Consider the following 25458-nt stretch of genomic DNA (forward strand, 5'->3'; position numbering starts at 1 on the left):
CCCCGAAGCTTCGACACTGGCTGGCACCGCACCGCACGCAGGATCAGCAGCCCACCCAGTGGCCACGCCACTTGAGCCGAGATCTTTCGCCGATCAAATCTTGCCGGCTATCACCGGCGCCTGGAGACTGCATGAAGCGCAACCTCAATCGCCGATCGCTGCTGATCGCCATCACGGTCGCCGCCGCTGCCCCGCTAGCCCGGGCACAGGCTTACCCTGACAAGCCGATCACACTGGTCGTTCCATATCCCGCCGGCGCCTCGGTGGATCGCATCGGTCGCACGTTGGCAGTCGAGCTTGGCAAGCGCCTTCACAGCTCCGTAGTGGTTGAGAACGTTGCTGGGGCCTCAGGCACCATTGGCGCCAAGAAGGTGCAGCGGGCGCCGGCTGATGGTTATACGTTGCTGTTGGGATCGGTCAATGACTTGATAGTCGGGCCTGCGGTGCTTAAGTCGGGCTACTCAGTTCGAAACTTTACGCCCATCGCGAAACTTTCGACTAACAGCACGGTGTTGGTCGCCCACTCCGGGCTCGCTGCCAGCAACGTCGACGAGCTAACGGCCATGGTCGTGCGGGCCAAGGAGCCGTTGCTGTTGGGCGCCACCGGGGCAGCGATGATTCAGACCATAGGCGGTACGATCGTTGCGGACGCCGCAGGATTCAAGGTCAGCCCGGTCGTCTATAAGGGAGGCGCTCCGCTGCTCAACGACCTGATCGGCGGCCAGGTTCAAGTTGGCACTATGGCATTGACGGGAGCCTTGCCGATGATCCGAGCCGGCAAGCTCAAGGCTCTCGGCATCATTTCGGCACGACGGGATCCAACCGCGCCCGAAATTCCGACGGTTAATGAGAGTAAGACGGTCAGGGGCGCCGAGGCAGATCTCTGGACGGGCTTATTCGGTCCCGCAAACCTCCCCGCTCCCGTAGTCGCGCGGCTGGCGGCAGCAATGAGGGAAGTGCTGGCAGACCCGACGTACCAAGAGGGTGAGTTCAAGGCCGGCAGCATCGCTTCAGAACCCGGCGATCCGAAAGCCTTCCAGCAGTATCTGCAGCGCGAGGAGTTACGCCTGAGCCCCTTGTTGGCAAATCTGAAAGTCGAATGATGAGCGCTCTCGAACAGCGGCCGCTACAACGCGTCGTGATTGCCGGCGGTATAGACATCCACTATGCCGAGGAGGGCTCAGGATCGACGCTCGTTTTCGTGCACGGCGGGATGGGAGACTGGTCGTCTTGGGCGCCGCAATGGGCGGCCTTTACACCGCATTTTCGCTGCATCACTTACAGCCGACGCTACAGCAGCCCGAACCGAAATACGATCGACAGCCGGAGCCATTCCGTGCTCGCCGAAGCGGAAGACCTATCAGCTCTCCTTGAGCGCTGGCAAGCCACGCCGGCCGTTTTGATCGGCACCTCCTACGGCGCATTTACAGCTCTCCAGCTCGCTTTGGCGCATCCAGGTAAGGTCCGTGCCCTCGCGCTGACCGAGCCCCCCGTCCTGCCGTTTGCTGACCGCAGTGACGGAGGCCGCGATGCGAGGCTGCGTTTCCAGCGAGAGGTAATGGACCCGGCCGCCGATGCTTTCGCGGCGGGCGAACGTGAATCGGCAGTACGCCTGCTCACCGAAGGCATCAATGGCTCAGGCCCGGGCGAATCCAGCACCCCTGCAGGACGCGAGCGGCGGCTGCGCAATGCCGAGGCGATGCGCGCGCTCTTGATTTCCTCGGAACCATTTCCCTCACTCGACGAGGAGGCGCTGCGGCACTTTGATGCGCCGACACTTCTGCTATACGGCGAGCGCACGCTGGAAGTGCATCGCGCCACGACGATGGCCTTGTCCCGGTTGATGCCTCAGGCACAACTGCTGCAAGTACCGGACAGCGGACACGGCGTCCACCGGGACAATCCGGCTGTCTTTAACTCAGTGGTGCTCGACTTCCTTCAGCGCCACGTCCTTGGTTGTCGATGATAGCGTGGCGTCTGGCCCCCGGGCCAGTTGTGAACCGTCAAGAGGTCATTTGCAGATTTAAGCCTGTGCATTGGAGCGGTGCATCCGATGGGGCTGTGGGGTTGATGCCATTTGTAGTGGTGTTGCCAGCTCGCCAAGGCCTCGGTTCGCTGGGCTGGGTTCTGGTACGTCCAGCCATAGACCCTCTCACGCAATGCCGACTGGATGAACCGCTCGGCCTTGCCATTGGTTTGAGGCCGGTACGGCCTGGTGAAGTTGTGTCGTACGCCCAGCGCCTTGCAGGCCGCAGCGAACTCCCTCGAACGGAACGCCTACCGGCCAAGCCACTTCATGGCTGTCTGCGAAGTGACACGATGGCTGCGCCGGCTTGGGCCGCATCCAGGCCTTCCAAGGTCATCTGTTTGACCATCTCGATTCGGCGGGCGAAGGTAGGCGAACCATCCGAAGATCCAGTGGCCAAGAAGTAGACAATTTGCCCTTCGGACTCCTCTGCTAGGGTCGAGCCACGGCGTCTCGGACTTTATTGCCGACTTTTTGCCCGCGCCGAGCTGCTTTCCTCGGTTGTCTCAGTGTTTCTCGATCCCCGAACGGCTTTCGGACTCGCGCCTCAAAGGTAACCTTGTCTCCGACTTTATTGGCAAAGAACAGCGTGGCCCTCAGTCTCCTTAAGTGAGCCGGTCCATCCGCCATGCAGCCGGGGTAGCGCCGGTTATTTTGCGGAATGTCCGACCAAAGTGGACCGCGTCCGCAAAGCCGGTGGCGTCAGCAATATCCTGTAGACACCAATTGGTGTTCACTAGCAGCTCCTGGGCTCGCTCGACACGAGCCCGCAGCTGCCATTGATACGGCGCCAGCCCAGTCGACGCCTTGAAGGCGCGGCTGTAATGCGACAGCGACAAACCAGCCAGTTTCGCAAGTGTTGCAAGGTCCACTCTCGCCGGCATCTTCGCATCGAGATAGCTCAAGGCATCTTTAAGCTGAATCGCTGACAGTCCGCCCTCGCTTCCTTTGACCTCTTTGGGCCGTTCGAAGAGCCTTGCTGCAATCGCTGCAGTCAGCGAGTCACCATACAGCTGAGCGGTGGGATCAGAGTCGTTGATCGCATCTGTAAGCAACTTGATCAACGTCCATAACCGGTCATCAGAGAAGCGGAGCCGAGGAACATCAATCGGTCCCAGTGAGTCAGATATTCCCAGACGCTCTTGGAGCATGTCTACGTCGAAGGTGATCCCGCCGCACTTGAGATAGCAGGCATCTCCCGAATGCCCCCACAGCTCCATCTCCGCCGGTGCGAAATAGATGGGCCGAGGCCTGTAGACAATTGAATTAGGTATGTTGGGCGCCGACCTGAGCTCAGCGCGGTGCCGTCCGACGTATTCGAGTTCAGCGCCAATCCGAGCAGAGTCTTGATTTTTTTCGAGATGAAACAGGACTCTGCCCGTGCAGGTGTATTCAGCCAGACTGACATTCATGCCATTCCAGCAACGAGTGGACAGCTTCATCATGGCCACGTTCTCAGGAAGTTCAAATTCGTTCGACATACGTATGAGGCTGCTTTCGACACACCCCCGAGGCGCGTCTTGTTTGCTTGGTTCGGCCCACAGAACGCCGAACATTGCTCAACTGATCATTCACTGAATCGCCGCGTCTGAGGTCCGCGCCGTGCTGCCGAGTAGGGTGTCGCGCTCACCCGAAGGCTATCTGTTGGCCATCTTCGCATGCCATTTCGTGGTACGGTAGCCCCGTAATCTGCACATCAATGTCGCAGAACGGGGAACGCTGGTGGACATCGAAGAGCTAAGAACCTTTGTAGAAGTTGCCGACGCGGGAGGCATCACGGCGGCCGCCGCCCGTCTCGGCGTCGCCAAGTCCATCGTCAGCCGACGGCTCATTCGGCTCGAGGCGGGGCTGGGCGTTCAGTTGCTCGCTCGTACCACGCGAGGCACATCCCTCACGGAGGCTGGTGCGACGTTTCGCGACTATGCAGCCAGGGTGTGCGCAGAGATAGATGTTGCCCAGGAGACGATCCTGCCCGCCGGGGAGCTTCGCGGCCGATTACGCGTCGCGGCGCCGCTGTCCTTCGGTCCGACCCACTTCGCGCCAGTACTCGCCGAGATGGCCAATCGGCATCCTCAGCTTCATATCCAGACCTGCTACACCGACCGGTTCGTCGACTTGGTCGCTGAGGGGTACGACTGCGCCATTCGCGTTGGCCACCTTCCGAGCTCCACCCTTGTCGCTCGATATGTTGGACCTGTGAACGGGAGCCTGGTCGCAAGCCCTGCTTACATCAAAGCGCATGGCGCACCTCAAACGCCAGACGAACTCCTTGACCACGAAGCGCTGATGCAGGGTACGGAAACCTGGCAGTTGATGGATGGAACCGAAGTCGTGACTGTTCGGCCCCAAGGCCGCTTCAAGGCAGACAACGGAATTGCTCTCGTCGCCGCGGCCGTGGCGGGACTAGGCATCGGTTACTTGCCTCTTGGACTCACACGCCCCCATCTGGCCTCCGGCGCGCTGGTGGTGATCATGCCGAAACATCCAACCAGGCCAGCAGGCGCATACGTTGTACGCCCACCAGGTCAGCATCCCGCGCGGAAGATCAGGGTGCTGACAGAAATGCTGACGGACTACTTCAGTCTGTTTCCAGACTTCGGCGATAACGTCCCCGTTGGCTAGTAAGCGTCCGGCCGCGCATGCGTCGCTCACGCAACGGAAATCACTACTTTCCCGTGGAAAGGCTTGCCATCGACTTCACCGCGTTCCAGGACGGCATGCGCCTGCGGGATCTGGTCGAGTGAGAACCTCGCCCCGATGATCGGGCGGATGCGGCCGCTTTCCAGCAGCGTCTTGAGCGCGAGCAATTTGCCCCGATTCTGGCGAGTGAAGACAAAGTGGTATTCGGCGTTCACGCCCCATGCCGTGACAAGGTTCTGGGGCGTGGCCAGGTCGACGATCGACACGACACGGCCCGCGTCGCTGAGCACATGAGGCGACTGGCTCAAAGTCATCCCTCCGATCGTGTCGAGCACGACGTTCACGCCTTTCTTCTCCGTCAGGTCCGCGATCTCCTGGATGTAGTCCTGGCTGGTGAAGTCGATGGCGTGGTCTGCACCGAGCTGGCGAGCGAACGCCAGATCACGGTTCCTGCAAGTCGTGTACACAGTTGCGCCCATCGCCTTGGCCAGTTGAATCGCGATGGAGCCAACACCACCGGCTCCGCCATGGATCAACACAGACTCGGCCGGCTGCAACCTCGCCCGCGTGACAAGGGCCTCCCAGGCTGTTCCCCCGACGAGGGTCGTGGAGGCCGCTTCTTCATGCGTCAGGTTGGCAGGCTTGCGGGTCACCAACGCCTCAGCCACGACGTTGTACTGGGCGTAAGAGCCTCCTTTCGGACCGAAGATCTGCGGTGTGTAGAACACCTCGTCTCCCACCGCGAAGTCGGCGACGCCAGGGCCCACCTTTTCCACGACACCGGAGACGTCATGGCCGATGACGGCGGGAAGGGGAACATAGGCCGGATAGTCGCCCCGGCGGATTTGGTAGTCGAGCGGGTTGATGGCTGTGGCGAGCACACGCACCAAGAGTTCGCCTGCACCGGCTTCAGGAACTGCCACTTCCTGCAGCTCGAAGCTGTCAGGGCCGCCAAACTTCTTCAGAACGATCGCTTTCATCTCAGTATCCTTTCAATGTCTCGGTAAGGGACAGGAACTTGCCATGCGGCCCGTGAAGAGCGCTCACGACATGCCGCGATGTGCTTCAACGATGTCGCACATCGGCACGGCGAGCGACTCAACGGTCCGGGATTGCTCGGTCTGGTGACCTCACTGAGCTTGGTAATAGCCGCCAAAGTGTTTGATCGGCGACCAGGTGGGCAGTGTTTCGGGCAGTGCCGGGGAAAGCGGCTGGTAGCCCTGTGCGCCGTATACCACCCGGCCATCCATGACCGTCAAGACCGAGGAGATGGACTTGATCTGGGATTCCGCAACCGCAAAGTAGTCCCTGTCCAGAAGCGCGAAGTCGGCGAGGTGGCCGGGGGCGATCATGCCCATCTCGGATTCGGTGTTCATGAACCACGCCGCATTGCGAGTGAACAGCCTCAGCGCTTCGGCGCGCGACAGACGGTTGTCCTTGGCCAGCACTTCGGTACCGGAAACCGACTTCCCCGACACCATCCAGCTGATACCGACCCACGGATTGAACGAGGCCGCGCGGAACGCGTCGGTGGTCATGGCCAGGGGGATGCCGCTGTCGACGAGCTGGCGCAGGCGCGGGGTCAGCAATGCCTTGTCGCGGCCGTGGGTCTTGATGAAGGCGTCGCCGTGCAGCGCCATCTTGGTGTCCAGTGCGATGCCGCCGCCCAGCGCCTTGACCCTGGCGATGTTCGCGGGACTGATGGTCTCGGCGTGCTCGATGCTCCACCGCAGGCCGTCGAGCGGCAACTTCTCGTTCAGCTTCTCGAGCGCATCGAGAAATGGCGTGATGTTCTCGTCGTAGGTGATGTGTTCGCGGAAAGGAATGCGCCGTTGGACGAGCTTGGAGATGTCCCGCTCCACCAGTTCTCGCATCTTGTCCGGCTGGATGATGACCGCCGGACGGTCGAAGTTCTCGTGGTCGTGCACCTCCACCGACAGCAACTCGCCAGCTCCCTGGTAGGCATGACCGTGGGCCAGGTGCGGGTGCAGGTTGTGCCCGGGACTGATCGGCGCCGTCTTCGTGATTGCCGTGATCTGCGCGTCCACCACGTTGAAGTCGGCGCCTTCTCCAAACTGGATGTCCACGAAGGGCATGCGGATGTTGAGGCGATTGTCGCGGGCCAGGGCATTCACGGTGGGCACGGCCTTGGGATAGCCGCGGAAGCCCGTGCCCGCATCGACGATGGAGGTGACGCCGACGCGGTTGAGACTATGAATCGTCTGAACCAGGGAACTCACCTCTTCATCGAAGGAGAGCTGCGGGACCATGGTCTCCATGGCGATGAACGTGAACGTGTAGCCATGGACCACGCCGGTGTACCTGCCCTGATCGTCCTTCTCCAACTCGGTGCCCGGCAGCTTGGGAAACCTGTCGGTGCCCACGCCGAGGGCATCCATCGCCTGCTGGTTCATGAAGGCGCGGTTGTAGGCGTACTGCACGATCAACGGGCGATTGGGGACGGCCTTGCGGAGTTCGTCCATGGTGGGAAAGCGCTTCTCCTCGAACTGGTAGGGAGACCAGCCGCCAATCACCTTGACCCAGTGGCCTTCCGGGGTTCGCTTGGCTTGCTCACTGAGCATCGCCAAGGCCCGGCGCAGCGTTGGAACGCCCTCCCATCGCAGGGTGTAGTTGTATCCGCCCTCGTTGAGCACATGGGTGTGGGCATCGATGATGCCCGGGATGAGCCGCCGGCCGGCGGAATCGATGATTCGGGTGTTTGCGTTCTTCAAAGCCAGCACCTCGGCATCCGTGCCGACCGAGTAGATGCGGCCGCTTTTGACGGCCAGGGCGGACGCCGCGGGTTGTGCCGGGTTGCCGGTGAAGATCTTGGCGTTGTGCACGATCAGGTCCGCGCCTGGAGCCTCCTGCTTGGCTTGTGCATGGGCGTTGGTCAAGCCATTCGCCACTATCAATCCGATCACTAGTATCAACTTCACTGCCATTCCTCATTGATGAATTGAAAGAACACCACGCCCTGTCAATTTCGATCAACGAGTTGAACTCCGCCGCGGTGTGCGTTTAGCAGGGAGATGCTGCCTTCTTGCTCCCGCACAGTCACTGATTGTTCTTGACTGCGGCAGCACGATTCGCTCATGGCCAGCGCTTCGCCGCCGTGGCAAGCGGCCTGGCTGAAGCACACCTTCGATCCCAAGGCACTGCTTGCATGTGGTCGGGCTGGGTTCGGGTGGCCGGCAACCAAATGAGCGATTCGAACTGCCAGCCGCAAGATCTGACAGTGACGGTCCACGTCGGCCTTGGCAACATTCCCTCTCCGAGTCCCTCAACGATGCGAAGCGTCAAGTACTTCAAGGAGTTTCCCCATGTCCAAAACTGGTCTCAATGCACTGCTTCGCCCTGAAGACAGCATCGTCGTCCTCATCGACCATCAGCCTTATCAATTCACAAACCTGAACAGCCACGACGCAACAACGATCGTCAACAACGTCGTCGGCCTGGCAAAGGGAGCCAAGGTCTTCAATGTGCCGACCATTCTCACGACGGTGATTGAAGAGCGCGGTGGCTACATCATCAAGCAGCTGCAGGATGTATACCCCGATCAGAAGCCGATCAACCGCACATGGATCAACACCTGGCAGGATCCGCAGGTCACGGATATCGTGAAGAAGAGCGGCCGGAAGCAACTCGTCCTGGCGGCGTTGTGGACGGAGGTCTGCCTGGCGCAGCCGGCGATTCAGGCGCTAGGCGAAGGTTATGAAGTCTTCGTCGTCACCGACGCATCGGGTGGGGTCTCCGCGGAGTCGCATGACATGGCCGTCCGCCGATTGGTGCAGGCCGGTGCGGTTCCCATCACCTGGATGGCCGTCGTCAGCGAGTGGCAGCGGGATTGGGCCCGAGAGAAAACCGCGGTCGAGTTGGCAGGCGTGATGGCCGAGCACGGCGGCGCCAGTGGCATCGCGTATGCCTGGGAGGTGCAACTCCTCGAGTCTGCAGGAAAGGCGGCCACGCCGGGCATGTGAAGTGCAAGCCATGAACTCACCCAACGACTTGCCGATTTCTGCCAACGAAAGCTTTCGCCGCGTCACCTTCAGGACGCGGGGCGATACTCACGGTCCGGTCACCCGATTGATGAGCCCATCGGACCTTGGTCACCTCCTCAAGCCCTACGTGTTTCTCGACCTGTTTGACGTCGACCTGCATGATCCGCGAGCAGGCTTCTCCATTCATCCGCACTCGGGACTTGCAACGATCACCGTCATCACCGACGGAGACCTGCGATTCGATGACCCCGCAGACGGGACAGGCCACATCGGTTTCGGCGGCTTTGAGTGGATGCGCGCGGGCAACGGCGTGTGGCACGGTAAAGAGCTGTCCGGCGGGACGACTCCGAAAGCAAAGGGATTTCAGCTCTGGATTGCGTTGCGTCCCGACCTTGAGCACCAGGCCGTAGACAGCCAGTACGTTGAAGCCGAGCACGTCCCGACTGTCGGGCCCGCGCACGTGATTCTCGGCAGCTATGAAGGCGTCCGCAGCCCAGCTCGTGCCCCTGAGGGCGTGACTTACCTCCTGGTCAGGCTGGACGCTGGCACCGAGTGGACGTTTACGCCACCTCCGACAGAGCCGCTCGCCTGGCTGGCGGTTTCAAGCGGTCATTTGATCGGGGAGATTCCGGCCGATGCCGGCGAGATGGTCATTTTCGAGCAGGCAGATCAGCGCATCAACCTGAAGGCCGGCTCAAGTGGCGACGCAATCTTCGTGATCGGCTCCGCAACACCACATCCCCATGATTTGCATCTAGGGAGCTATTCCGTCCACACCTCTGCAGACTCGCTGGCCAAGGGTGAGGCCAACATCGAGCGCCTGCGGCGGCTCCTGATTGCCGCCGGCGACCGACGAAACGCGAGCGGCACGGTCCCAGTCTTCAAGGACTGAGCATCCTTCTGCGTCCCAACCCGAAGCGCGGCGCTCAGCCCGCGCTAACGCCCTTGCCCTGTCCGATCAAGCTGACAACTCAACGTACGTTCCGCAATAGGGCGCATGTGAACCGGACCGTCTGAGTTGCTGCGCTCTGTCGCGCTTAATCTGGCAAGAGGTGTGAGGCCATTGCCTGCGCAACAACTACGACGGCGCCCCTCGGCCTACACTTCCCACACATGACCACCACCTTCGCTTGCATCCAGGTTGCTTTGGCTGCGCTGCTTCTCGCAGCGGCCTATGCCCGTGCTGCCGCAAAGAAGGTGCGTCGTCAGCTGACGCCCGCACATTCCTAAGCCCGGCGGTCCGCTCTCTTCCCTTTCAGCGCAACCATCCACCGCCGGGCACAAAGCCTCGCGCGGTAGCGGTCGCCGTCCCATTGGACGACGCTCGCATTCGATGGAGTGCGTCAATGCATGCAACGATTCACGGCGAGCGCATGCTCACCGACCTTGACTTCGCTCGCCTGAGCAAATTGCTCGGGCGCGAGCTTCCCCCAAGCCTGGCCGACCTGTTGGCAATCGCCGAGGTGACAAGCTCGCGCGCGGTGCCGTCCAATGTCGTGACGATGTACTCGCGAGTGGAGCTCGTCGACCTGCACACCGCCCGGCGTCAAACGCTCACTGTCTGCTATCCAGGCGATGCCGAGGCGGCGGCCGGCTTTATTTCGGTGCTCTCGCCCGTTGGCAGCAGCCTGCTGGGCCTGAAGGTCGGAGACGTCGCGAAGTGGCTGACGCCGAATGGCGACAACTGCGCTGCTGAAGTCGCGGCCATCCTCTTCCAGCCCGAGGCCGCTGGCGACTACCAAAGATAGACGGGCAACTGCTCAACGGAGTTGAGCCTGCCCATCGCCCGGCTCGCATTCGAGCCTCCTCTTCATTGCGCCGCTCCCTGGCTCCTACCCGGCGCCGGAAGCGTGGCGCGAGCCATTCCGAAAGCAGTTCTGCCGTGACCCCACGTTCCATCCTTGCCGTCACCGATTTCTCCGCGCATGGCGACAACGCCCTCTCTCGTGCAGCACAGCTGTGCGCGGAGCACGGTGCGCCGCTCAAGCTCATCTACCTGGCATACCCTGGTGAACCTCCGCCACCCGATGCCGGATGCCGGCTGGCGCACCATGCCCTGCAACTCGGCCAGCGCCATGGCATCCGCGTGCACTCGATGAACCAGATCGCGTTCACCTTTGAGGACATCCTCCCGGCGGCCCACTGCGCCGACCTCCTGGTCTGGGGCACCGCGCCGGTCCGAGGAATCCGGTCACTCTTTCGAGGCCAGCCCATGGAGGGCATGCTTCGGAAGTGCCGGCGGCCGGTTCTCGCCGTGCGGACGCCCGCCAACGGACCTTATCGCAGCATGGTCGTGGCTGTCGACTTCAGTGAAGCATCGCGCGGCTTGATCGAGCTGGGATTCGCACTCAGCAAGGATGCACAGGTGGAGTTGTTCCACGCAATCAGCACGGCGAATGAGGGCAAGCTTCGCTATGCGGAGGTTTCTGAACAGGCCATCAAGGCGTACCGCGAGGAGTGCCAAAGGTACGCACAGGACCGCATGTTCTCGCTGACAGATTCCTATGATGCGCGCCGCAATCGTGTGCTGTCCGCCATCAGGCATGGAAGCCCGGCAAGGCAGGTGGCTGTGCAGCAGCAGCGCAGTGGGGCCGAGCTCATCGTTGTCGGCAAGCATCCTTCATCGGCAGCAGTGGACTTTCTTTTCGAAAGCGTTGCCAAGGGCGTGCTCCGCCAAAGCACCAGCGACGTTCTGGTGGTACCCCATGGCTATCGAGCCGTGTCGGGCACACGCGCAACCGATCGACTCGCGGCGGAATTCCGGCGCGGGCGTCGGGTGCGCGCTGGCGCGCCGCAAGCGCCTGGTCGGACATAGTGATTCTTGAACGCATGCGTCCACGGTTGGTATCGGCGCAAGCACCTGTCGGTCGCGGCCTTTGCGCCTTCTTGCCTTGGATATCCAGCACACGGCGGGGATATGCATACTGCGCCCATGCTCGCGCCGCCCCTGACATCGCACCTTCGGCCCGCCCATTGGGCGGGGCCCCTTCTGGCGTTCACAAGCCTGTCCGCGCATGCAGATCCCGCCGTGGATTTCTTTCGCATATTGGGCTGGACTGTCGCCATGGGTTTGGGAGAGATCGTGGCCTGGGGCTTGGGGCTGGCGTTTGTCTTCGCAATGACGATCCTCGTGCCCGGTGCAATCCTTCGGGCACTGGTGCGCGCCCCGCTGCTCTGGGCTCTATTCTTGCTGATGGTGCCTCGCTGGCGCGTGGGGCCATGGGGCTGGAGCAGCGTTTTGCTGGGCCTGGCAACCGCCGCTTTGGCGGCCTGGCTCATCGAGCGCCGTTGGAACGACGATGACGCGGATATCGACCTTACTTGATACTTCGGGGGCCAATCGATGGGCTTGTTTCGCAGGGCAATAGCGCTTGTCATCTTCCTCGGTGCGACTTTCGTCGCAATCGAGATGCGTCAGGGCAGTTCTGCGCTGGGAGGGATCTTCCTCATCCCCGCAGTGCTTGTCGCCTTCTTCGCACTCGCCGTCGCCATATTCAATCTCCCGATCCTGGGCGAACACCGGTTCGAAGACAGCGGTTTTGAGCACACCGTGCTATCGCCGTGGCAGTTGAAGGTCTTCGGCATTTTTCTGGCGCTCCTCTTCGGGGGCGCGCCTCTCTACATTGCCGTGCGAGGACTCGTCAGAGGTGTCATTCCCGCCCCGTGGGATGCCCCGGACATCGTGTTGGCGCAGGCGCCACTGCACTTTCTGCTCGCTTGCGCCATTTTTGCCGGAGCAGGCGTACTGCTCGCAGTGCTGATCGTGAAGGGAATGTGGCGAGCGAGCGCTTCGTCCCGTTGATCCGGCCACAGCGCATATACCCGCACCCATGGTTGCGCGCACCGGAGGTGAGCGTCCGCGAGAGAAGGGTGCGATTGCCATTTCCGCCTATGCAGAATATGGTTGCCAAGATGGATTCGCACAGCTCCTGCAAGACCAGAATGAATCGCAAGCCGTACCTGCTGGGATTGATCGCTTCGGTGCTCTTGTTATCGGCTTGCGCGTCGAACGGCGTGAGAATGCTGACACCCGGCATGGTCACCAGTAACGCGAGCGCGGTTGTCGTGTACGGCGTGGGTGTTGAAGGCAATTGGCAGGCCGAGCGCTTCGGCATCGAGCTGGCCGCTTATGACGTCGAGAGCCAGTCTGTGGCGGGCAGCTGCTTCCGATTCAACAGAACACAGGCGACAGTGGCCGCCACGCCGGGCCCGGTTCAATACTTTGCCTTCGAGGTGCCCGCGGGGAACTATGTCTATATTCCGCGCCATGGCGGCGCGCGGGCGCAGGCCTTCGCAGCGCCCGGCGGCCGCATTGTGTACATCGGCGATTTCGTCTACGAGAAAAACAAGGATGTCGCGCTTCGCCGTGAGCTGGACAGTTTGCAAAAGTCCCGCGCGGCATGGCTGCCCGATTTGAAGGGACAGATTTCCCAGGCAGTTGCAACGCCGGTCGAAACAGTCCGTGTGTTCACGTGCTCGCTGTGACGAAACGCGAACACGCTGGCCGGGCCGGCTGATTGAGAGATCGTCGCAGAGGGCACGAGTCCGCCGCACTGAAAATGACTTTCGACACTGGTACGTTGCTCTTGGCGCGCGTACCTTGCTCGCTGGTGTGATGAGGCACGTCGCCCATCGCCGTTCTTTTCCATCGTTCTCATGATCAAGCTTGCCCGCACCACGGCTCTCATTGCCTGTGTCGCCGCTGCACTTGCCGCCTGCAAGCGCAGTGAAGCGCCGTCGCCTCAAGCGCCGCAGTCATCGGAGGTCTCTGCTGCGCCGCATGCGTTTGCTTTTTCGACGGCGCGCGAGGGCGAAGCACCGCGCACGGTCGACGATCCGGCCCTGCTGGCGCTGGCAAAGCCCATCCTGGATGAGGTCTACAGCGGCTACGACGAAGCGGGGCGCTGCTGGAAGACGGAAGCGGAGGGCCTGAACTATTGCATGGAGCTGGATCGGGTGGACCGCGTGAATGCGCCAGCCGGTGAACGGCTCTATCTGCTCGCGCGTGGCAGCACCGCAGACGGAGGGCATCCCACGCCCGGGCTGATCGGCGCCTTCGTGCTGGAGCGGCAGCAGGGTCGATGGGTCATGCTGTCGGGCGATGCCCGCATGAACTATGGGGCGTACGGCAATGCTCCGGCCAACTGGAAATTCGTCAAGGTCGGGCCTTCGGATTACTGGGGATGGCTCAACACCCATGGCGATGTGCACCAAGGCTATGCCGGCAGCTGGTACATCGTGCTGGCGCCCTACGGCAAGAAAATCAAGGACCTGGCCGGCATGACGGCCGAGTACTCCGACGCGGGCGCTTGCAACGAAGACGACAAGGTCTGCGAGCAAAAGACTTCCGATCTCGACAGCACCCTGGAGATCGACACCAGCCGCATCCAGGATAAGGTGTTCCCCCTGCGCATTGCGGTCATGGGCAAGAACAGCGGCAAGACGCTCGCACCGCAGACCTGGGAATTCACCTTCAGCGAAAAGAACTGGAACTACGTCATGCCTCCCGGCTACCTGCTGGAGAACAAAGAGTTCTGATCAATCAGTTCTCTTTCGGCATCGGCATCGGCAACGCGACAGGAGTCTCCTCGCCGTGGCGCGGCGGGGACGCAAGTGCCTGGCCATCCTTCTGGTCTCGAGTGGTGCGCAACACCCCGCGTTCGTAAAGACTTTCGGTAGATGACCCGTCGAGCTCGTAGCGGGTTACTACGCCGTCGAGTTTGCCGTCTACGAATTGACCGACCAGCTGCTTCTTGCCGTTCCAGTGCCAGCGGAAAAATGGGCCGTTTTCCTTCCCATTCTTGTTCTGGATTGTCGCCTTGATCTGTCCATTGTCGTACCACATCTGGCTGAGCCCTTCGGACAGATCCTTGGTATAGCGCCTCAATGCCGAGCGCTGGCCGTTGGCGTACCAGTATGTGGCCTCGCCCTCCAGGGCGCCGCGATCGTAGTTCTCTTCCCGCTTCTTCTGGCCGTTTTCATACCACTCGGTATATGTGCCATCGATGACGTCATAGTGGCGCTGGCTGTATGCCTTCTTCTTTCCATTCGGATGCCAGGTGGTGAACGCCCCGACCAGCCGTCCGTAGTCATAGCGCGCCTCGGCGCTCTTGACCCCGTTTTCATGCCACACCGTGGATGAGCCATCCAACTTTCCAAATTTGTATTGGGATTCCTGCTTCATCTGGCCGGAGGAGTAGTAGGTGACTATTCGTCCATGCAATGCGTCGTCGACGTACTCGCCGTCGAACTGCAACTGACCATTGGGGAACCAGGATTGAGAGAAGCCGGTGAGCCGACCTTCACGGAAGGCGCTGACTTCTCTGCTCCTGCCGTCTTCATACCAGTGCCGGAAAGCACCATCCGCACCCAATTTGCCCATGCTGGTCTCAGCCAGCATGTTGTCGGTCCGGCTGACGGCAATGGCGTCCGTCCTTTTTTGACCTCCCGGGTAATAGGAAGAAATCCGCAGGCGACCCGCCTCATCCTTGCCAAGCAATACCCGGTAGTAGGCCACTTGCGCGATGTTGTGCTCGGTGATGTCTTCGCCGATCAGCACACCGTTCTTGTCGAAGTAGCCCACCACGCAGGCAGAGGCATCCTGAGTGACATGGCGAGAATAAAGACAGCGGTAGCCGCTTTTCTCCGCCATTGGGGTGCCGCCGGCCGCCCATGCCGAATCAAGCGGCGCGTGGGCGAGCGAAACCAACGCCAGAATTGCCCAGGCTTGGCGGGAAATCAGTCGTTGTGCCGATCGATGGAACATTGGATTTTTCTTTCACGTTGAAGAGACTTGCGAACGGGCACTTCCGTCACCCTCGCCGTTCGGCAGGCGTAGCGTCCTGGCTCAGTCCCCTTTGAAATACAGGCCTTCAATCAAATCCGCCTGCTGGGCTGATGTGGAGTAGCGGATCCAGCCGAGCAGTCCGAATGGCGTCTTGATCAGGTAGTGCTCGCCTTCGTTGAGAACGACGGTCAACGCGCCCCCCGCCGGGATGATCGCCACGGGCTGCGAGAGCTTCTTGTCTGCATGGATGGTGATGCTTCGCAGGGCCTTCGACGCCAGGCCCACGTAAGAGAACGCTTGCTTCACCTCGACCAGCTTGTCGTCCTTGAGCTCGAACTTCCGGCGGTGATCGAAAAGGCTGTTGGTATGGCCAGACACATACGCAGAGCCATTTCCCGGAAGGAACAACTCGATACCGGCAAGCTCTCCCGCTGCCCGGCTCGCACCGGCCTTGACGATCCTGAACATGGGATCGCCGCTCATTCCTTCGGTGTAGTGGATCTCGTAAGGCTGGGGGTTCTTCCGGTCGATCGGAGTGCTCAAGACCCGGGTCCAGTTCACGTCGTCTCGCTTGTATGGCTTGTTCACCAAGGCCGTGCTCGGAGGATCGTAGTGGACGCGCGCAGCAAACTCTGCACCGGACACCGCAACGGACTTGAGTTCCCGGAACGCGGGCTCTTCTCCTGCAGCGCGAGCCAATGAAAACGGCAGCAGGGCCACGGCAACAAGGGTGAAAAGTTTCATCGTCAGGTCTTCAAAGATCATGGGAAGAGGTCTGGCGCTCGCCGGGCATTGCAGATCCGATCAATGGTCATTGCAGTTTGAATTTCGTCAGGCATACATGGCGTTTGAGCTTCTCGCCGGGAATGGGAACGGCGGCGTTCTGGCGGTGAGGTGCGCCCAAGTCCAACGGATCCTTGTAGACGCCGGTTCTGTACGACACCTGGCAGTCTCCGTATTTGTTGCATACAGAGAGCTTGGTGCAGATGGGCGCACCGTTCTTTTCATAGATGTAGTAGGTGGCTCCGGAATAGGGTGGGCGGGGGTAGTCTTCGGTGCGTACGGAGATGTCGGAGGGCGCGGCCTGCGCGGCGACTACGGGCGAAGAGAGAACCAAGAGGCCAAAGGCAAGAGCGGCAAGAAGTGGCGAAGTGTTCATAAAGGAATGGCGCGGCAACAGAAAGATGACGCCAGCAACGAAACTACGCCCGATGCATGCGATGTACCAGTGTCGAAAGTCACCCGATCGCAGCCCGGCCGCATTGCAAGCGTTTCGGCTGTGGCGCCTTCGAGAGGACAATCGGGAAAGCTCAGTTCAAAAACACAGCCACGACCATGCCCCGTCTCGATGATCCCCTCCACGACGCCGAAATCGGCTCCCGCGACAGCACGCTCGACACCACACGGATCGACGACGTGCGTATCGGTGCCGTTCGTCCGCTCATGACCCCTGCGCTGCTGCAGGAGCGCGTTCCCGTGCGTGACAACACGCTGGCGCTGGTCGAAAGCAGCCGTGCGGCGATTGCCGACGTGCTGCACGGTCGCGACGACCGGCTGATCGTCGTGGTCGGCCCTTGCTCCATCCATGACCACGACCAAGCCATCGAATACGCACAGCGTTTGAAGACGGTCGCCGATTCTCTGCAGGACGACCTGCTGATCGTGATGCGCGCCTATTTCGAGAAGCCGCGCACCACCGTGGGCTGGAAGGGCTACATCAACGACCCGCACCTGGACGGCAGCTTCGCGATCAACGAAGGCCTGGAACGCGCGCGGCGCCTGCTGCTAGAGCTGACCACCCTGGGCCTGCCGACCGGCACCGAGTTTCTCGACCTGTTGAGTCCGCAGTTCATTGCCGACCTGATCGCCTGGGGGGCCATCGGCGCCCGCACCACCGAGAGCCAAAGCCATCGGCAGCTGGCGTCGGGCCTGAGTTGCCCGGTTGGCTTCAAGAACGGCACGGACGGCAGCGTCAAGGTAGCGGCCGACGCCATCCTCGCGGCTCGCGCGCCGCATGCCTTCATGGGCATGACCAAGATGGGCATGGCCGCGATATTCGAGACCCGCGGCAACGACGACTGCCACGTGATCCTGCGCGGCGGCAAGGCTCCCAACTACTCGGCCGCGGACGTCGCATCCAGCTGCGAGGCGCTGCTGGCGAACGGCCTGCGGCCTCAGGTCATGGTCGACGTTTCGCACGGCAACAGCAGCAAGCAGCATCAACGGCAGATCGTGGTCGCTGAAGACGTGGCGGCGCAGATCGCGGCCGGCGAGCGGCGCATTACGGGCATCATGATCGAGAGTCATCTCGAAGAGGGGCGGCAGGACCTGAGGCCGGGCGTCGCGCTGAAGCATGGTGTCTCGATCACCGATGCCTGCATCGGCTTTGCTCAGACGGTGCCGGTGCTCGAGGGGCTGGCTTCGGCGATCAAGGTGCGGCGGCGCTTGTCGAAGGCGTGAGGCTGGGGCCAACGGCTCAAAGCCTGCTCCGTTGCCGCATTCGAGAGGACAAATCAGATGGCAAGATTCATTTTGGTGCCAGGTGGTTGGCACGGAGCCTGGGCATTCGACGCTGTCAGCAATGCGCTATCAAGCGAAGGCCACGAAGTTCAGGCGCTCACTTTGTCAGGGCTGGGTGACGAGCCTGCGAATGGGACCAATCTCGAGCGCCATATCAACGAGGTGGTTCAAGCGGTTCGCGGGCGCGATACGCGTGCCGTTCTCGTCGGTCATTCGTATGGGGGGCGGATAGTTTGACTTGCGCGCCGCAAAGCCTTCATCGCCGCATGCGGCTGGGAAGGAAGTCCGTTCATCGAGCTGTACGAACGTCTGCGACTAGACCCTGAATGGGCCACGCATGGCCTCGACTGCGCACATGATGTTCCGCGGCTGGCCCCAGCAGCTTTCACGAGGATCCTCCTGGAGTACGTGTAGGAAGCCGAGCGCACGAGTGGCAGCGCTCTCGCGAGCGACCGCTTTCGAGATGGCCGGATGGCCGCTCAGAGCCCTAAGCTCCGATCCGCCGACCGGCTACAGTCGCCAAAAGTTGACCTTCGTACCGCGTTAGGATCACGCAATCTTCGTCCGTTGTGGCGAAATCTGCCGTCATGGGCAACTCACAAAATGCGACACGTCATCTATTACTCGCTGATGCTCATCCTTGGATTCGCCTTCTACAAATATGGGCAGAACCTGCTTCACAAGGCGCCTGGCGATGGGAGCGTCGAACGCACCAAAGGGGTCAAGGGGGCCTTTGGGCTTCTGGTAATGGCCGGGGTGAACTTCTTTCTATTATTTTTAATGTTGCGCGCGTTGGCGCTAAGAGAAGTGGAATGCCTCGGCAAAGGCTGCAAAGAGCAGCTTTATATCCTTGCGGCGAATGCTGCCGAATACTGGTCCAGCATGTTCTACCTCCTGTGGATGGTGCTCGGCCTCAGCTATGCGATGTACGTGACGCTCAAGATTCGGTCCCGTGAGCAGCGGTATGGGAAAGGCAGCGGAGCGTAGTCAGGAGTGGACAAGCCGGGTTGCGTGTCTCACGTGGAACGGTAGGGCACCTGTGGTGCGCTCCGACTCCCGTTCGCCAATGTGCGCCCATTGCTCAGATATCATCCCGTCGACGCTCTTCCCCTTACCGCAAACGATTCGATGACATGCGTGCCGCTATTTACTACGTGCTGATGCTCCTGCTCGGATTTGCCTGCTACAGATTCGGGCAAAACTTGCTTCGGAAGCCGCGCTGGAATGAGAACGGCGAGCGCACCGAAGGACTTGTAGGGCCGGTGGGATTGCTCGTGTTTACTGGCATAGCCTGCTACCTCTTGTTTGCGTTTCTGCGCGCGCTGGTTCGGGGTGAGGTGCCATGCGTCGGCAAGGCTTGCAGGAATCAGATCTACACCCTGGCGGCAAACGCTGGCGATTACTGGGCCAACATGTTTACCCTCGCTTGGCTGCTGCTTGGCCTGAGCTATGCGGTCTATGTGACGCTCAAGATTTGGTTCCGAGAGTAGCGCCGGAGGGGTGTCGAACTGCGATGGAGGCGGGCGACCTCCGTTCGTAACGGTCGCGTGTCCGACTTCAGTCGGCCAACAGCGAACAGTGAGGGCCCGCCGCCCAGGGCGGCATACGCCGCGACTTTGTCGACGGCACGGGCAAGGCGAGGGACCGCATCGGCGCTCTCGCACGCGCGATCCGCCGCGCGCGAGTGGGATGCTCAGCCGCTGAAGCCGGACTGTCTTGCATTCAACGGCATCACGGGACCTTGCGCCCCGCTTGCCTGGCAGCACGATCGATCACGTCGGCGACTTTCTTCGGCTGGGTCATGAAGACCGCATGGCTTGCCTTCACCTCTTCCACCGCGGCACCAATGCGCCGGGCCATCTTGTGCAGCATCCGCACGTCGAAGGCCTTGTCCTCGGTCGCAATCACCGCCCAGCTTGGCTTGGTTCGCCATGCGGCGTGATTGAGCTTGGTCGCAAACACCGACATGTTGATCGGCACCTGCGAGTCACGCAAGAACGCGGCGTCCGCATCGCTGGCATCACCGGCGAAGCCGATCTTGAACTTCTCCAGACTGACGAATCCGTAGCCGTCTGCTTGCGTGTCGATCACGAAGTCGGGGGCACTGAATCCGGCGTACTGCTCGCTCGTGGTCTCGCCGGCGTCGGGCGAGAGAGCGCTGACATAGACGAGACCCACCACCTTCGGGTTCATGCCGGCCTCGGTGATGACCGTGCCCCCCCAGGAGTGACCGACGAGGATCGTGGGGCCGTCCTGGCGGGCGAGCGCCCGCTGGGTCGCCGCCACGTCGTCGGCCAACGAAGTCAGAGGATTCTGAACAATGGTGACCCGGTAGCCTCTGTTGGTCAGCTCGTCATAGACACTCCGCCAGCCCGATCCATCGGCAAAGGCGCCATGCACCAGCACAACATTTTTTGCTTGCACCAGTTGCGCATGTGCGCCGCCACCGGGGCCGACGATGCTGGCAGTGGTCGCAGCGGCGATGAAAAGCTTGCGAATCAGTGAGTTCATTGGGGATCCTGAGCGGTGGATGGAAAGATTGGAATGGTAGAAAAAAACGTGCTGAACAGGGTTGCGAAGATGGCTGCAAAGTCGGATGTTTAAGCGAACAGATCGCATATTGACAAAACGGCGTTGTGCAATTTATCGAAATCAAGCAATAAAGATGTGCGGCACGACGAGCACATCGGAGATCGGACGCACACGAACACCCCCTCGCGGGATGCGCGGGCCGCTGGCCTGCTTCATGTTCGAGATGCAGCTGCCGATGCAACCGGCGCGCCTAGACCGTCGGGACGGTTCCCCCGTCTATCAAGTGCTCCGAACCCGAGATCGAGCCCGCCCGTGGTGACACAAGGAACGTGATCAGGTCGGCGACTTCTTGCGGTCTGGCCGGCCGGCCAAGCGGAATGCCGCCAAGCGATTGCATGATGATCCGCTTGCCGCCCTCGTAGTCGGTGCCGGCCTGATCGGCAAGGCGCTCGGCCAGCGCCACCGACGCTTCGGTCTCGACCCACCCCGGCGACACGCGCAACACGCGAATGCCCTTGGGTGTCACCTCCTTCGACAACGCCTTGCTGTAAGTAGACAACGCCGCCTTGGCCGCCGCATAGGCGGTCGTGGATTCCGGCAATGGCAGCAGGCGCTGGATCGAGCTGACGTGGGCGATGACGCCTGAACCCTGCGCGAGCATGGCGGGCAGCAGTGCGCGATCGAGTCGGACGGCGGGCATGAGATTCTGGTTCAGTTCAGCGAACCAGCGCGCATCATCAAGGGCTGCAAAGCCGCCGCCTGGTGCACTGGAGCCGCCGAGCACGTTGACCAGGATGTCGACGCCGCCCCAATGGTCGAGCACCGACTGTGCGACCTTGGCGGCGCCCTCGGCCGTCGAAAGATCGGCAGCAACATGGATTACGTCCCCGATCGACCGCGCGGGCGCGGAGCGCGCCGTGGCCATCACCTGCACGCCGGCATCGCGCAGACCTTGAACGACCGCCGCGCCGACACCCTTGGTCCCGCCAGTGACCAGCGCTCGCTGCCCTCGGAGTTGAAGATCGAAGCTCATGCCGTGATCTCCAGCGAGGCGATCAAGCCGCGTTCGAGCCGGAAGCGATACTGAAGGTCGAGCGGGCTGCCAGGGAAATTGCCGGCCAAGTGAGCCCGAACGACGTGGGCTTCCTCCTCCTGATGCAGCGCAAACGGCGCGACGGTGTACCGGTACCGGGTCGCTGCCGCGGCCTTCCATTCTTGAATCGCGCGGCGGCCGGTGTGGGTGCGGCCTTCATCCTTCACGCTGGCTTGCGGAGTGAAGCAACGGGCCAGTGCCTCGGCGCTCTGTGCGTCGGCCACGAAGTAGGCGGAGATCGGATCGGGAAGGGTCAGGGTGCTCATGGTGACGACGTCTTGGAAGTGAAGTCGCAAGGATGCGTGTCGTGGACCAATTAGTGAATCCTCTAGAATCTTCACGAGCTATGTAGAGGACGATACACAATGCGCGGAGCGGAATTTGCTGAGCTCAAGGCTTTTGCCGCGGTGGTGGAACGCGCGAGCTTTGCCCGCGCCGCGGAGCATTTGGGGCTGTCTGCTTCCGCGCTGAGCCAGACCATCCGACAGCTGGAAACGCGGCTCGGTACGCGTTTGCTGAACCGCACGACCCGCAGCGTTGCCACCACCGCGACCGGGGCGCAGTTGTACGGGCGCATCGCGCCGCTCTTTCAGGAGATGGCCGATGCGGTGAACGAAGCGAGCGCCATGGCAGGTCAGACGCGCGGCACGCTGCGCATCAACACCCTCGGGATGGCCGCCTGGGCGGTGATCGGCCCCCGCCTGGGCCGGTTTCACCGGGCGCACCCGGAGGTCACACTGGACATCGTGGTCGATAACGGATTGAGCGACATCGTCGCGGGTCGATTCGACGCTGGCATCCGCGTCGGAGGCAAGCTGGAAAAGGACATGATCGCCGTGCGTTTGACGCCGGATGTGAAGATGGTGGCCGTGGCATCCCCGGACTATCTGGAGCGCCGCGGCACCCCGCGGTCACCGTCCGATCTGCACGGCCACGCCTGCATCAACTGGCGGCTCCAGAGCGACGGGAGTGCCTACCGCTGGGAGTTCGAAAAGAAGGGCAAGCGGACCGAGGTGGCGGTGGACGGACCGTTGGTCACCAATCATTCAGACATGGGCGTCGCGGCTGCACTGCAAGGACTGGGAATCGCCTATGCCTTCGATCGCGAACGAGTCGATGCGCTGCTCGCCCAGCAGCGCCTGATGGAAGTTCTTGCCGACTGGTCGATTGCGCGGCCAGGGCTGTTCCTGTATCACCCCAGCCGGCGCCACATCCCGGCCGCGCTGCGCGCCTTCATAGACTGCATGCTGGACAAAGATGCCTGAGCCAAATCGACTCTGAACACTCGTCTTTGAGACTCAGAAGAACGTTGATGCATCGAGGGCTGGAATCCTCCCCGATCACCGAGGAAGCCTTTCAGGCTTGGCTGAGACAGCAGCTCGTGGGTTTCGGCCCTGCGAGCTAGCCGTCTATTCCAGCGGACCGCCTTCGACGGCGGCTAAGACAAGCGTAGAGCGTCAGCTTTGGAGCGAAGCGAACTTCTGGTTTGCGCTCCCAAAGAGACGTTCGCAATTACCGATAGCAGACGTCCAATGACGCTGCGCTCCCCGGCCTCGGAGGCGCGGCTCAAGCGAGGGGCTGATTCTCCGTCGCTCGCAGCGCATGAATGATGGACACAGATCGATCTTTTCCGGAACCCCTCTTATCGGCGAGGGCTATCAAGCCGCGTTCGTCCGTTGCGATTCGCCTCATGACAATCTTTGATTGCAAAGTGACCCTGAGACCTGAATCAGCTTCTGCGACTGGCGTTGTTGGAGAGTCGTCAAAAGCCCGCCACCGGAAAAGGAGCCGCGATGCCCGGTAATGAATGGAATTTGCCCGAACGTTTCGACTTCCAAGGACATGCCATTGCGTGGGGATCGATCGGCAACGGACCGCCGGCCGTGGTTCTTCACGGCACGCCATTTTCGTCGGGCGAGTGGCGGCGGATTGCGCCATTTCTCGCTCGCGAACGGCGTGTTTTCTACTTCGACATGCTGGGCTATGGAGCGCTCTGCGCGGCCATCTCCTGAATGGCCTGGACTATCGCTCGATGGTCCTGATCGATCCGGTGGCAATCAGCCCCCAAGGCTCCCCGCTGGTGCAGGCTGAGCGGCGTTTTTCCGGTCCGCCGCGCAATCAGGCCTGGCCGCTGCGGCAACTGGCCGGACTCAAACCTCGGCCGCTCAGGCCCCTTCGATGATCCGCAGATCCCGTTCGGCCCCGTCGCCCAGCGCTTCAAGCGCGGCTTGGTAGTCGGGGCTGTCATGCACGGCTGTGGCTTGCTCGACGCTGTCGAACTCGATCAGCACGGTGCGTTGGGCCAAACCGTACTCGTAGACCTTGGCGGGCATGCCGCGTGCGAGGAAACGCCCGCCCCCGGCAGTGATCGCCGGACCCGCCAGTTTTGCGTAGGCCGCAAGTTTGTCGGCGTCCTTGACGGCACGGTAAGCGCTGACCCAATAGGCTTTTGCCATGGTGATTTTCTCTGTGTTGCTGAGCGAACAATATAGCTCGCCCGTGGCCGCCTTGCCGAAGCACGGCATGCAAGAAATAGGCGGTTGACCGACTGCGCTCCGGCCTGAAATTCGCTAGGCTTTGCTGGCGAGCGATTCCATCGAGCGCGGAGACAACGCGATGAGCCAGGGCGCATCTCTTCGTCTGCATGTGCCGGAGCCCACCGGGCGGCCGGGGCATGAAACCGACTTTTCCTATCTCCATCTGTCGCGTGCCGGCGAGGTGCGCAAACCGCCGATCGACGCATCGCCGGCCGACACCAGCGATCTGGCCTACACGCTGGTGCGCGTGCTCGACGACGAGGGCCGTGCGGTCGGCCCGTGGGCGCCGGAGGCCGACCCCGAACTGCTGCGCCGTGGCCTGCGCGCGATGATGAAGACGCGTGCCTTCGATGCCCGCATGCTGATCGCTCAGCGGCAGAAGAAGATCTCGTTCTACATCCAGTGCCTCGGCGAAGAGGCCATTGCCATCGGCCACGCGCTGGCGCTGCAGCAGGGCGACATGTGCTTTCCCACCTACCGCCAGCAGGGCCTGCTGCTGGCGCGCGACGATGTAACGCTGCTTGAATTGATCTGCGAGCTGATGTCCAACGAGCGCGACCCGCTCAAGGGGCGGCAGCTGCCGGTGTGCTATTCGATGAAGCGGGCCGGCTTCTTCTCGATCTCGGGCAACCTGGCCACGCAGTTCATCCAGGCGGTGGGGTGGGGCATGGCCTCGGCGATCAAGGGCGACACGCGCATCGCATCGGGCTGGATCGGCGACGGCGCCACCGCTGAGTCCGACTTCCACACGGCGTTGACCTTCGCGCACGTGTACCGCGCGCCGGTGATCCTCAACGTGGTCAACAACCAGTGGGCGATCTCGACCTTCCAGGCCATCGCTGGTGGCGAGGCCACCACCTTTGCGGGGCGCGGCGTGGGGTGCGGCATCGCCTCGCTGCGTGTCGACGGCAACGACTTCCTCGCCGTGCTGGCCGCCTCGCGCTGGGCCGCACAGCGCGCCCGCAGCAACCTCGGACCGACGCTGATCGAATGGGTCACCTACCGCGGCGGCGCGCATTCGACCTCGGATGATCCGTCGAGGTACCGGCCGGCCGACGACTGGGCGCATTTCCCGCTGGGCGATCCGATCCCGCGCCTGGCGCAGCACCTGACGGCGATCGGCGCCTGGTCGCAGCAGGAGCACGACCAGACCCAGGCAGACCTGGAGGCGCAGGTAAGCACCGCGCTGAAGGAGGCCGAGCGCTTCGGCTCCATGGCCGACGGCCATGTCGCCGGCGCCGCGACCATGTTCGAGGACGTCTACAAAGACATGCCCGAACACCTGAAGCGGCAGCGCGAACAGCTGTCGTCGGAGGGATGAC

27 protein-coding genes and 2 pseudogenes are annotated in these 25458 nt (G+C 61.9%); 18 read left to right on the plus strand and 11 right to left on the minus strand.

What is annotated here, in order from left to right; all coding sequences use genetic code 11:
• Positions 1 to 131 precede the first annotated feature (131 nt).
• Both ABIC94_RS23730 and ABIC94_RS23735 read left to right on the plus strand, forming a co-directional pair.
• On the plus strand, positions 132 to 1103 hold the full coding sequence (locus ABIC94_RS23730) for a tripartite tricarboxylate transporter substrate binding protein (protein ID WP_354375440.1): 972 nt from the start codon (positions 132 to 134) through the stop codon (positions 1101 to 1103).
• The gene (locus ABIC94_RS23735) at positions 1103 to 1966 is read left to right on the plus strand and encodes an alpha/beta fold hydrolase (protein ID WP_307579879.1); all 864 of its coding nucleotides are present in this window, start codon (positions 1103 to 1105) and stop codon (positions 1964 to 1966) included. Before ABIC94_RS23730 ends, ABIC94_RS23735 begins: the two co-directional genes overlap by 1 nt.
• On the opposite strand, the pseudogene ABIC94_RS23740 reads toward ABIC94_RS23735, so the two are convergent.
• Positions 1939 to 2277 (minus strand): annotated as a pseudogene (locus ABIC94_RS23740) (integrase core domain-containing protein); the annotation flags it as partial. The gene ABIC94_RS23735 and the pseudogene ABIC94_RS23740 overlap by 28 nt on opposite strands.
• Positions 2278 to 2631: 354 nt before the next feature.
• Complete coding sequence (locus ABIC94_RS23745) at positions 2632 to 3507, minus strand: AraC family transcriptional regulator (RefSeq protein WP_354375441.1); 876 nt, start codon at positions 3505 to 3507, stop codon at positions 2632 to 2634.
• A 241-nt stretch (positions 3508 to 3748) separates the two neighbouring features.
• Here ABIC94_RS23745 and ABIC94_RS23750 point away from each other — a divergent pair, with 241 nt between their 5' ends.
• On the plus strand, positions 3749 to 4648 hold the full coding sequence (locus tag ABIC94_RS23750) for a LysR family transcriptional regulator (RefSeq protein ID WP_354375442.1): 900 nt from the start codon (positions 3749 to 3751) through the stop codon (positions 4646 to 4648).
• 26 nt (positions 4649 to 4674) lie between these two features.
• Here ABIC94_RS23750 and ABIC94_RS23755 read toward each other — a convergent pair whose 3' ends face one another.
• Positions 4675 to 5646, minus strand: coding sequence for a zinc-dependent alcohol dehydrogenase family protein (locus ABIC94_RS23755; RefSeq protein WP_354375444.1), 972 nt, complete (start codon positions 5644 to 5646; stop codon positions 4675 to 4677).
• Positions 5647 to 5796: 150 nt separating this feature from the next.
• Positions 5797 to 7563, minus strand: coding sequence for an amidohydrolase (locus ABIC94_RS23760; RefSeq protein ID WP_354375446.1), 1767 nt, complete (start codon positions 7561 to 7563; stop codon positions 5797 to 5799).
• Between the two features lie 426 nt (positions 7564 to 7989).
• Between ABIC94_RS23760 and ABIC94_RS23765 the strand changes: the two genes are divergently transcribed.
• The 8 genes from ABIC94_RS23765 (at position 7990) to ABIC94_RS23800 (ending at position 14205) form a co-directional block, all read left to right on the plus strand.
• Positions 7990 to 8646, plus strand: coding sequence for a hydrolase (locus ABIC94_RS23765; protein WP_354375447.1), 657 nt, complete (start codon positions 7990 to 7992; stop codon positions 8644 to 8646).
• Between the two features lie 10 nt (positions 8647 to 8656).
• Entirely contained in the window at positions 8657 to 9559 is a 903-nt protein-coding gene (locus tag ABIC94_RS23770) for a pirin family protein (RefSeq protein WP_354375448.1), read from the plus strand.
• 454 nt (positions 9560 to 10013) lie between these two features.
• A complete protein-coding gene (locus tag ABIC94_RS23775; RefSeq protein WP_354375449.1) occupies positions 10014 to 10415 on the plus strand; it encodes a GreA/GreB family elongation factor in 402 nt (133 codons plus the stop codon).
• Positions 10416 to 10549: 134 nt separating this feature from the next.
• A complete protein-coding gene (locus tag ABIC94_RS23780) occupies positions 10550 to 11482 on the plus strand; it encodes a universal stress protein (RefSeq protein ID WP_354375450.1) in 933 nt (310 codons plus the stop codon).
• A 213-nt stretch (positions 11483 to 11695) separates the two neighbouring features.
• Positions 11696 to 11992, plus strand: coding sequence for a hypothetical protein (locus ABIC94_RS23785; RefSeq protein ID WP_354375451.1), 297 nt, complete (start codon positions 11696 to 11698; stop codon positions 11990 to 11992).
• Between the two features lie 18 nt (positions 11993 to 12010).
• A complete protein-coding gene (locus ABIC94_RS23790; protein ID WP_354375452.1) occupies positions 12011 to 12469 on the plus strand; it encodes a hypothetical protein in 459 nt (152 codons plus the stop codon).
• 140 nt (positions 12470 to 12609) lie between these two features.
• Complete coding sequence (locus ABIC94_RS23795) at positions 12610 to 13152, plus strand: hypothetical protein (RefSeq protein WP_354375453.1); 543 nt, start codon at positions 12610 to 12612, stop codon at positions 13150 to 13152.
• Between the two features lie 171 nt (positions 13153 to 13323).
• Positions 13324 to 14205, plus strand: a complete 882-nt coding sequence (locus ABIC94_RS23800) for a hypothetical protein (protein ID WP_354375454.1) — start codon at positions 13324 to 13326, stop codon at positions 14203 to 14205.
• Positions 14206 to 14209: 4 nt separating this feature from the next.
• Here the strand turns inward: ABIC94_RS23800 and ABIC94_RS23805 are convergent, their stop codons facing one another.
• The 3 genes from ABIC94_RS23805 to ABIC94_RS23815 all read right to left on the minus strand — a co-directional run bounded on the left by ABIC94_RS23805 (position 14210) and on the right by ABIC94_RS23815 (position 16631).
• On the minus strand, positions 14210 to 15433 hold the full coding sequence (locus ABIC94_RS23805) for a toxin-antitoxin system YwqK family antitoxin (protein ID WP_354375456.1): 1224 nt from the start codon (positions 15431 to 15433) through the stop codon (positions 14210 to 14212).
• A gap of 81 nt (positions 15434 to 15514) precedes the next feature.
• Entirely contained in the window at positions 15515 to 16219 is a 705-nt protein-coding gene (locus ABIC94_RS23810; protein ID WP_354375457.1) for a hypothetical protein, read from the minus strand.
• Positions 16220 to 16265: 46 nt separating this feature from the next.
• Positions 16266 to 16631 (minus strand): hypothetical protein, encoded by a 366-nt coding sequence (locus tag ABIC94_RS23815; RefSeq protein ID WP_354375458.1) that lies wholly within the window; start codon positions 16629 to 16631, stop codon positions 16266 to 16268.
• Between the two features lie 158 nt (positions 16632 to 16789).
• Between ABIC94_RS23815 and ABIC94_RS23820 the strand changes: the two genes are divergently transcribed.
• The 4 genes from ABIC94_RS23820 (at position 16790) to ABIC94_RS23835 (ending at position 19464) form a co-directional block, all read left to right on the plus strand.
• Positions 16790 to 17914, plus strand: a complete 1125-nt coding sequence (locus ABIC94_RS23820) for a 3-deoxy-7-phosphoheptulonate synthase (RefSeq protein WP_354375459.1) — start codon at positions 16790 to 16792, stop codon at positions 17912 to 17914.
• Between the two features lie 57 nt (positions 17915 to 17971).
• The gene (locus ABIC94_RS23825) at positions 17972 to 18211 is read left to right on the plus strand and encodes an alpha/beta fold hydrolase (RefSeq protein WP_354375460.1); all 240 of its coding nucleotides are present in this window, start codon (positions 17972 to 17974) and stop codon (positions 18209 to 18211) included.
• 366 nt (positions 18212 to 18577) lie between these two features.
• A complete protein-coding gene (locus ABIC94_RS23830) occupies positions 18578 to 18961 on the plus strand; it encodes a hypothetical protein (RefSeq protein WP_354375461.1) in 384 nt (127 codons plus the stop codon).
• A gap of 146 nt (positions 18962 to 19107) precedes the next feature.
• The gene (locus ABIC94_RS23835; RefSeq protein WP_354375462.1) at positions 19108 to 19464 is read left to right on the plus strand and encodes a hypothetical protein; all 357 of its coding nucleotides are present in this window, start codon (positions 19108 to 19110) and stop codon (positions 19462 to 19464) included.
• 241 nt (positions 19465 to 19705) lie between these two features.
• Here ABIC94_RS23835 and ABIC94_RS23840 read toward each other — a convergent pair whose 3' ends face one another.
• The 3 genes from ABIC94_RS23840 to ABIC94_RS23850 form a co-directional block, all read right to left on the minus strand.
• The gene (locus ABIC94_RS23840) at positions 19706 to 20485 is read right to left on the minus strand and encodes an alpha/beta fold hydrolase (protein WP_354375463.1); all 780 of its coding nucleotides are present in this window, start codon (positions 20483 to 20485) and stop codon (positions 19706 to 19708) included.
• A gap of 271 nt (positions 20486 to 20756) precedes the next feature.
• A complete protein-coding gene (locus ABIC94_RS23845; RefSeq protein ID WP_354375464.1) occupies positions 20757 to 21539 on the minus strand; it encodes an SDR family oxidoreductase in 783 nt (260 codons plus the stop codon).
• A complete protein-coding gene (locus ABIC94_RS23850; protein WP_354375465.1) occupies positions 21536 to 21865 on the minus strand; it encodes a nuclear transport factor 2 family protein in 330 nt (109 codons plus the stop codon). The genes ABIC94_RS23845 and ABIC94_RS23850 overlap by 4 nt, the downstream gene beginning before the upstream one ends.
• 99 nt (positions 21866 to 21964) lie before the next feature.
• On the opposite strand from ABIC94_RS23850, the gene ABIC94_RS23855 reads away from it, so the two are divergent.
• Positions 21965 to 22864: a LysR family transcriptional regulator gene (locus ABIC94_RS23855; protein ID WP_354375466.1), complete on the plus strand. Its 900-nt coding sequence runs from the start codon at positions 21965 to 21967 to the stop codon at positions 22862 to 22864.
• A 528-nt stretch (positions 22865 to 23392) separates the two neighbouring features.
• Positions 23393 to 23712 (plus strand): annotated as a pseudogene (locus ABIC94_RS23860) (alpha/beta fold hydrolase); the annotation flags it as partial.
• 52 nt (positions 23713 to 23764) lie between these two features.
• Here the strand turns inward: ABIC94_RS23860 and ABIC94_RS23865 are convergent.
• The gene (locus ABIC94_RS23865; RefSeq protein WP_354375467.1) at positions 23765 to 24055 is read right to left on the minus strand and encodes a DUF1330 domain-containing protein; all 291 of its coding nucleotides are present in this window, start codon (positions 24053 to 24055) and stop codon (positions 23765 to 23767) included.
• A gap of 160 nt (positions 24056 to 24215) precedes the next feature.
• Between ABIC94_RS23865 and ABIC94_RS23870 the strand changes: the two genes are divergently transcribed.
• A complete protein-coding gene (locus ABIC94_RS23870; RefSeq protein WP_354375468.1) occupies positions 24216 to 25457 on the plus strand; it encodes a 3-methyl-2-oxobutanoate dehydrogenase (2-methylpropanoyl-transferring) subunit alpha in 1242 nt (413 codons plus the stop codon).
• The last annotated feature ends 1 nt before the right edge of the window (position 25458 follow it).

The organism is Variovorax paradoxus, assembly GCF_040544635.1.
GTDB lineage: Bacteria > Pseudomonadota > Gammaproteobacteria > Burkholderiales > Burkholderiaceae_C > Variovorax > Variovorax paradoxus_R.

What these genes read in the sequence shown, in the direction of transcription:
- ABIC94_RS23730 (WP_354375440.1), top strand. Translation starts at nt 132, where the DNA reads ATGAAGCGCAACCTCAATCGCCGATCGCTGCTGATCGCCATCACGGTC.
- ABIC94_RS23735 (WP_307579879.1), top strand. Translation starts at nt 1,103, where the DNA reads ATGAGCGCTCTCGAACAGCGGCCGCTACAACGCGTCGTGATTGCCGGC.
- ABIC94_RS23745 (WP_354375441.1), bottom strand. Translation starts at nt 3,507, where the DNA reads ATGTCGAACGAATTTGAACTTCCTGAGAACGTGGCCATGATGAAGCTG.
- ABIC94_RS23755 (WP_354375444.1), bottom strand. Translation starts at nt 5,646, where the DNA reads ATGAAAGCGATCGTTCTGAAGAAGTTTGGCGGCCCTGACAGCTTCGAG.
- ABIC94_RS23765 (WP_354375447.1), top strand. Translation starts at nt 7,990, where the DNA reads ATGTCCAAAACTGGTCTCAATGCACTGCTTCGCCCTGAAGACAGCATC.
- ABIC94_RS23770 (WP_354375448.1), top strand. Translation starts at nt 8,657, where the DNA reads ATGAACTCACCCAACGACTTGCCGATTTCTGCCAACGAAAGCTTTCGC.
- ABIC94_RS23775 (WP_354375449.1), top strand. Translation starts at nt 10,014, where the DNA reads ATGCATGCAACGATTCACGGCGAGCGCATGCTCACCGACCTTGACTTC.
- ABIC94_RS23790 (WP_354375452.1), top strand. Translation starts at nt 12,011, where the DNA reads ATGGGCTTGTTTCGCAGGGCAATAGCGCTTGTCATCTTCCTCGGTGCG.
- ABIC94_RS23795 (WP_354375453.1), top strand. Translation starts at nt 12,610, where the DNA reads ATGAATCGCAAGCCGTACCTGCTGGGATTGATCGCTTCGGTGCTCTTG.
- ABIC94_RS23800 (WP_354375454.1), top strand. Translation starts at nt 13,324, where the DNA reads ATGATCAAGCTTGCCCGCACCACGGCTCTCATTGCCTGTGTCGCCGCT.
- ABIC94_RS23805 (WP_354375456.1), bottom strand. Translation starts at nt 15,433, where the DNA reads ATGTTCCATCGATCGGCACAACGACTGATTTCCCGCCAAGCCTGGGCA.
- ABIC94_RS23810 (WP_354375457.1), bottom strand. Translation starts at nt 16,219, where the DNA reads ATGATCTTTGAAGACCTGACGATGAAACTTTTCACCCTTGTTGCCGTG.
- ABIC94_RS23820 (WP_354375459.1), top strand. Translation starts at nt 16,790, where the DNA reads ATGCCCCGTCTCGATGATCCCCTCCACGACGCCGAAATCGGCTCCCGC.
- ABIC94_RS23825 (WP_354375460.1), top strand. Translation starts at nt 17,972, where the DNA reads ATGGCAAGATTCATTTTGGTGCCAGGTGGTTGGCACGGAGCCTGGGCA.
- ABIC94_RS23830 (WP_354375461.1), top strand. Translation starts at nt 18,578, where the DNA reads ATGCGACACGTCATCTATTACTCGCTGATGCTCATCCTTGGATTCGCC.
- ABIC94_RS23835 (WP_354375462.1), top strand. Translation starts at nt 19,108, where the DNA reads ATGCGTGCCGCTATTTACTACGTGCTGATGCTCCTGCTCGGATTTGCC.
- ABIC94_RS23840 (WP_354375463.1), bottom strand. Translation starts at nt 20,485, where the DNA reads ATGAACTCACTGATTCGCAAGCTTTTCATCGCCGCTGCGACCACTGCC.
- ABIC94_RS23845 (WP_354375464.1), bottom strand. Translation starts at nt 21,539, where the DNA reads ATGAGCTTCGATCTTCAACTCCGAGGGCAGCGAGCGCTGGTCACTGGC.
- ABIC94_RS23850 (WP_354375465.1), bottom strand. Translation starts at nt 21,865, where the DNA reads ATGAGCACCCTGACCCTTCCCGATCCGATCTCCGCCTACTTCGTGGCC.
- ABIC94_RS23855 (WP_354375466.1), top strand. Translation starts at nt 21,965, where the DNA reads ATGCGCGGAGCGGAATTTGCTGAGCTCAAGGCTTTTGCCGCGGTGGTG.
- ABIC94_RS23865 (WP_354375467.1), bottom strand. Translation starts at nt 24,055, where the DNA reads ATGGCAAAAGCCTATTGGGTCAGCGCTTACCGTGCCGTCAAGGACGCC.
- ABIC94_RS23870 (WP_354375468.1), top strand. Translation starts at nt 24,216, where the DNA reads ATGAGCCAGGGCGCATCTCTTCGTCTGCATGTGCCGGAGCCCACCGGG.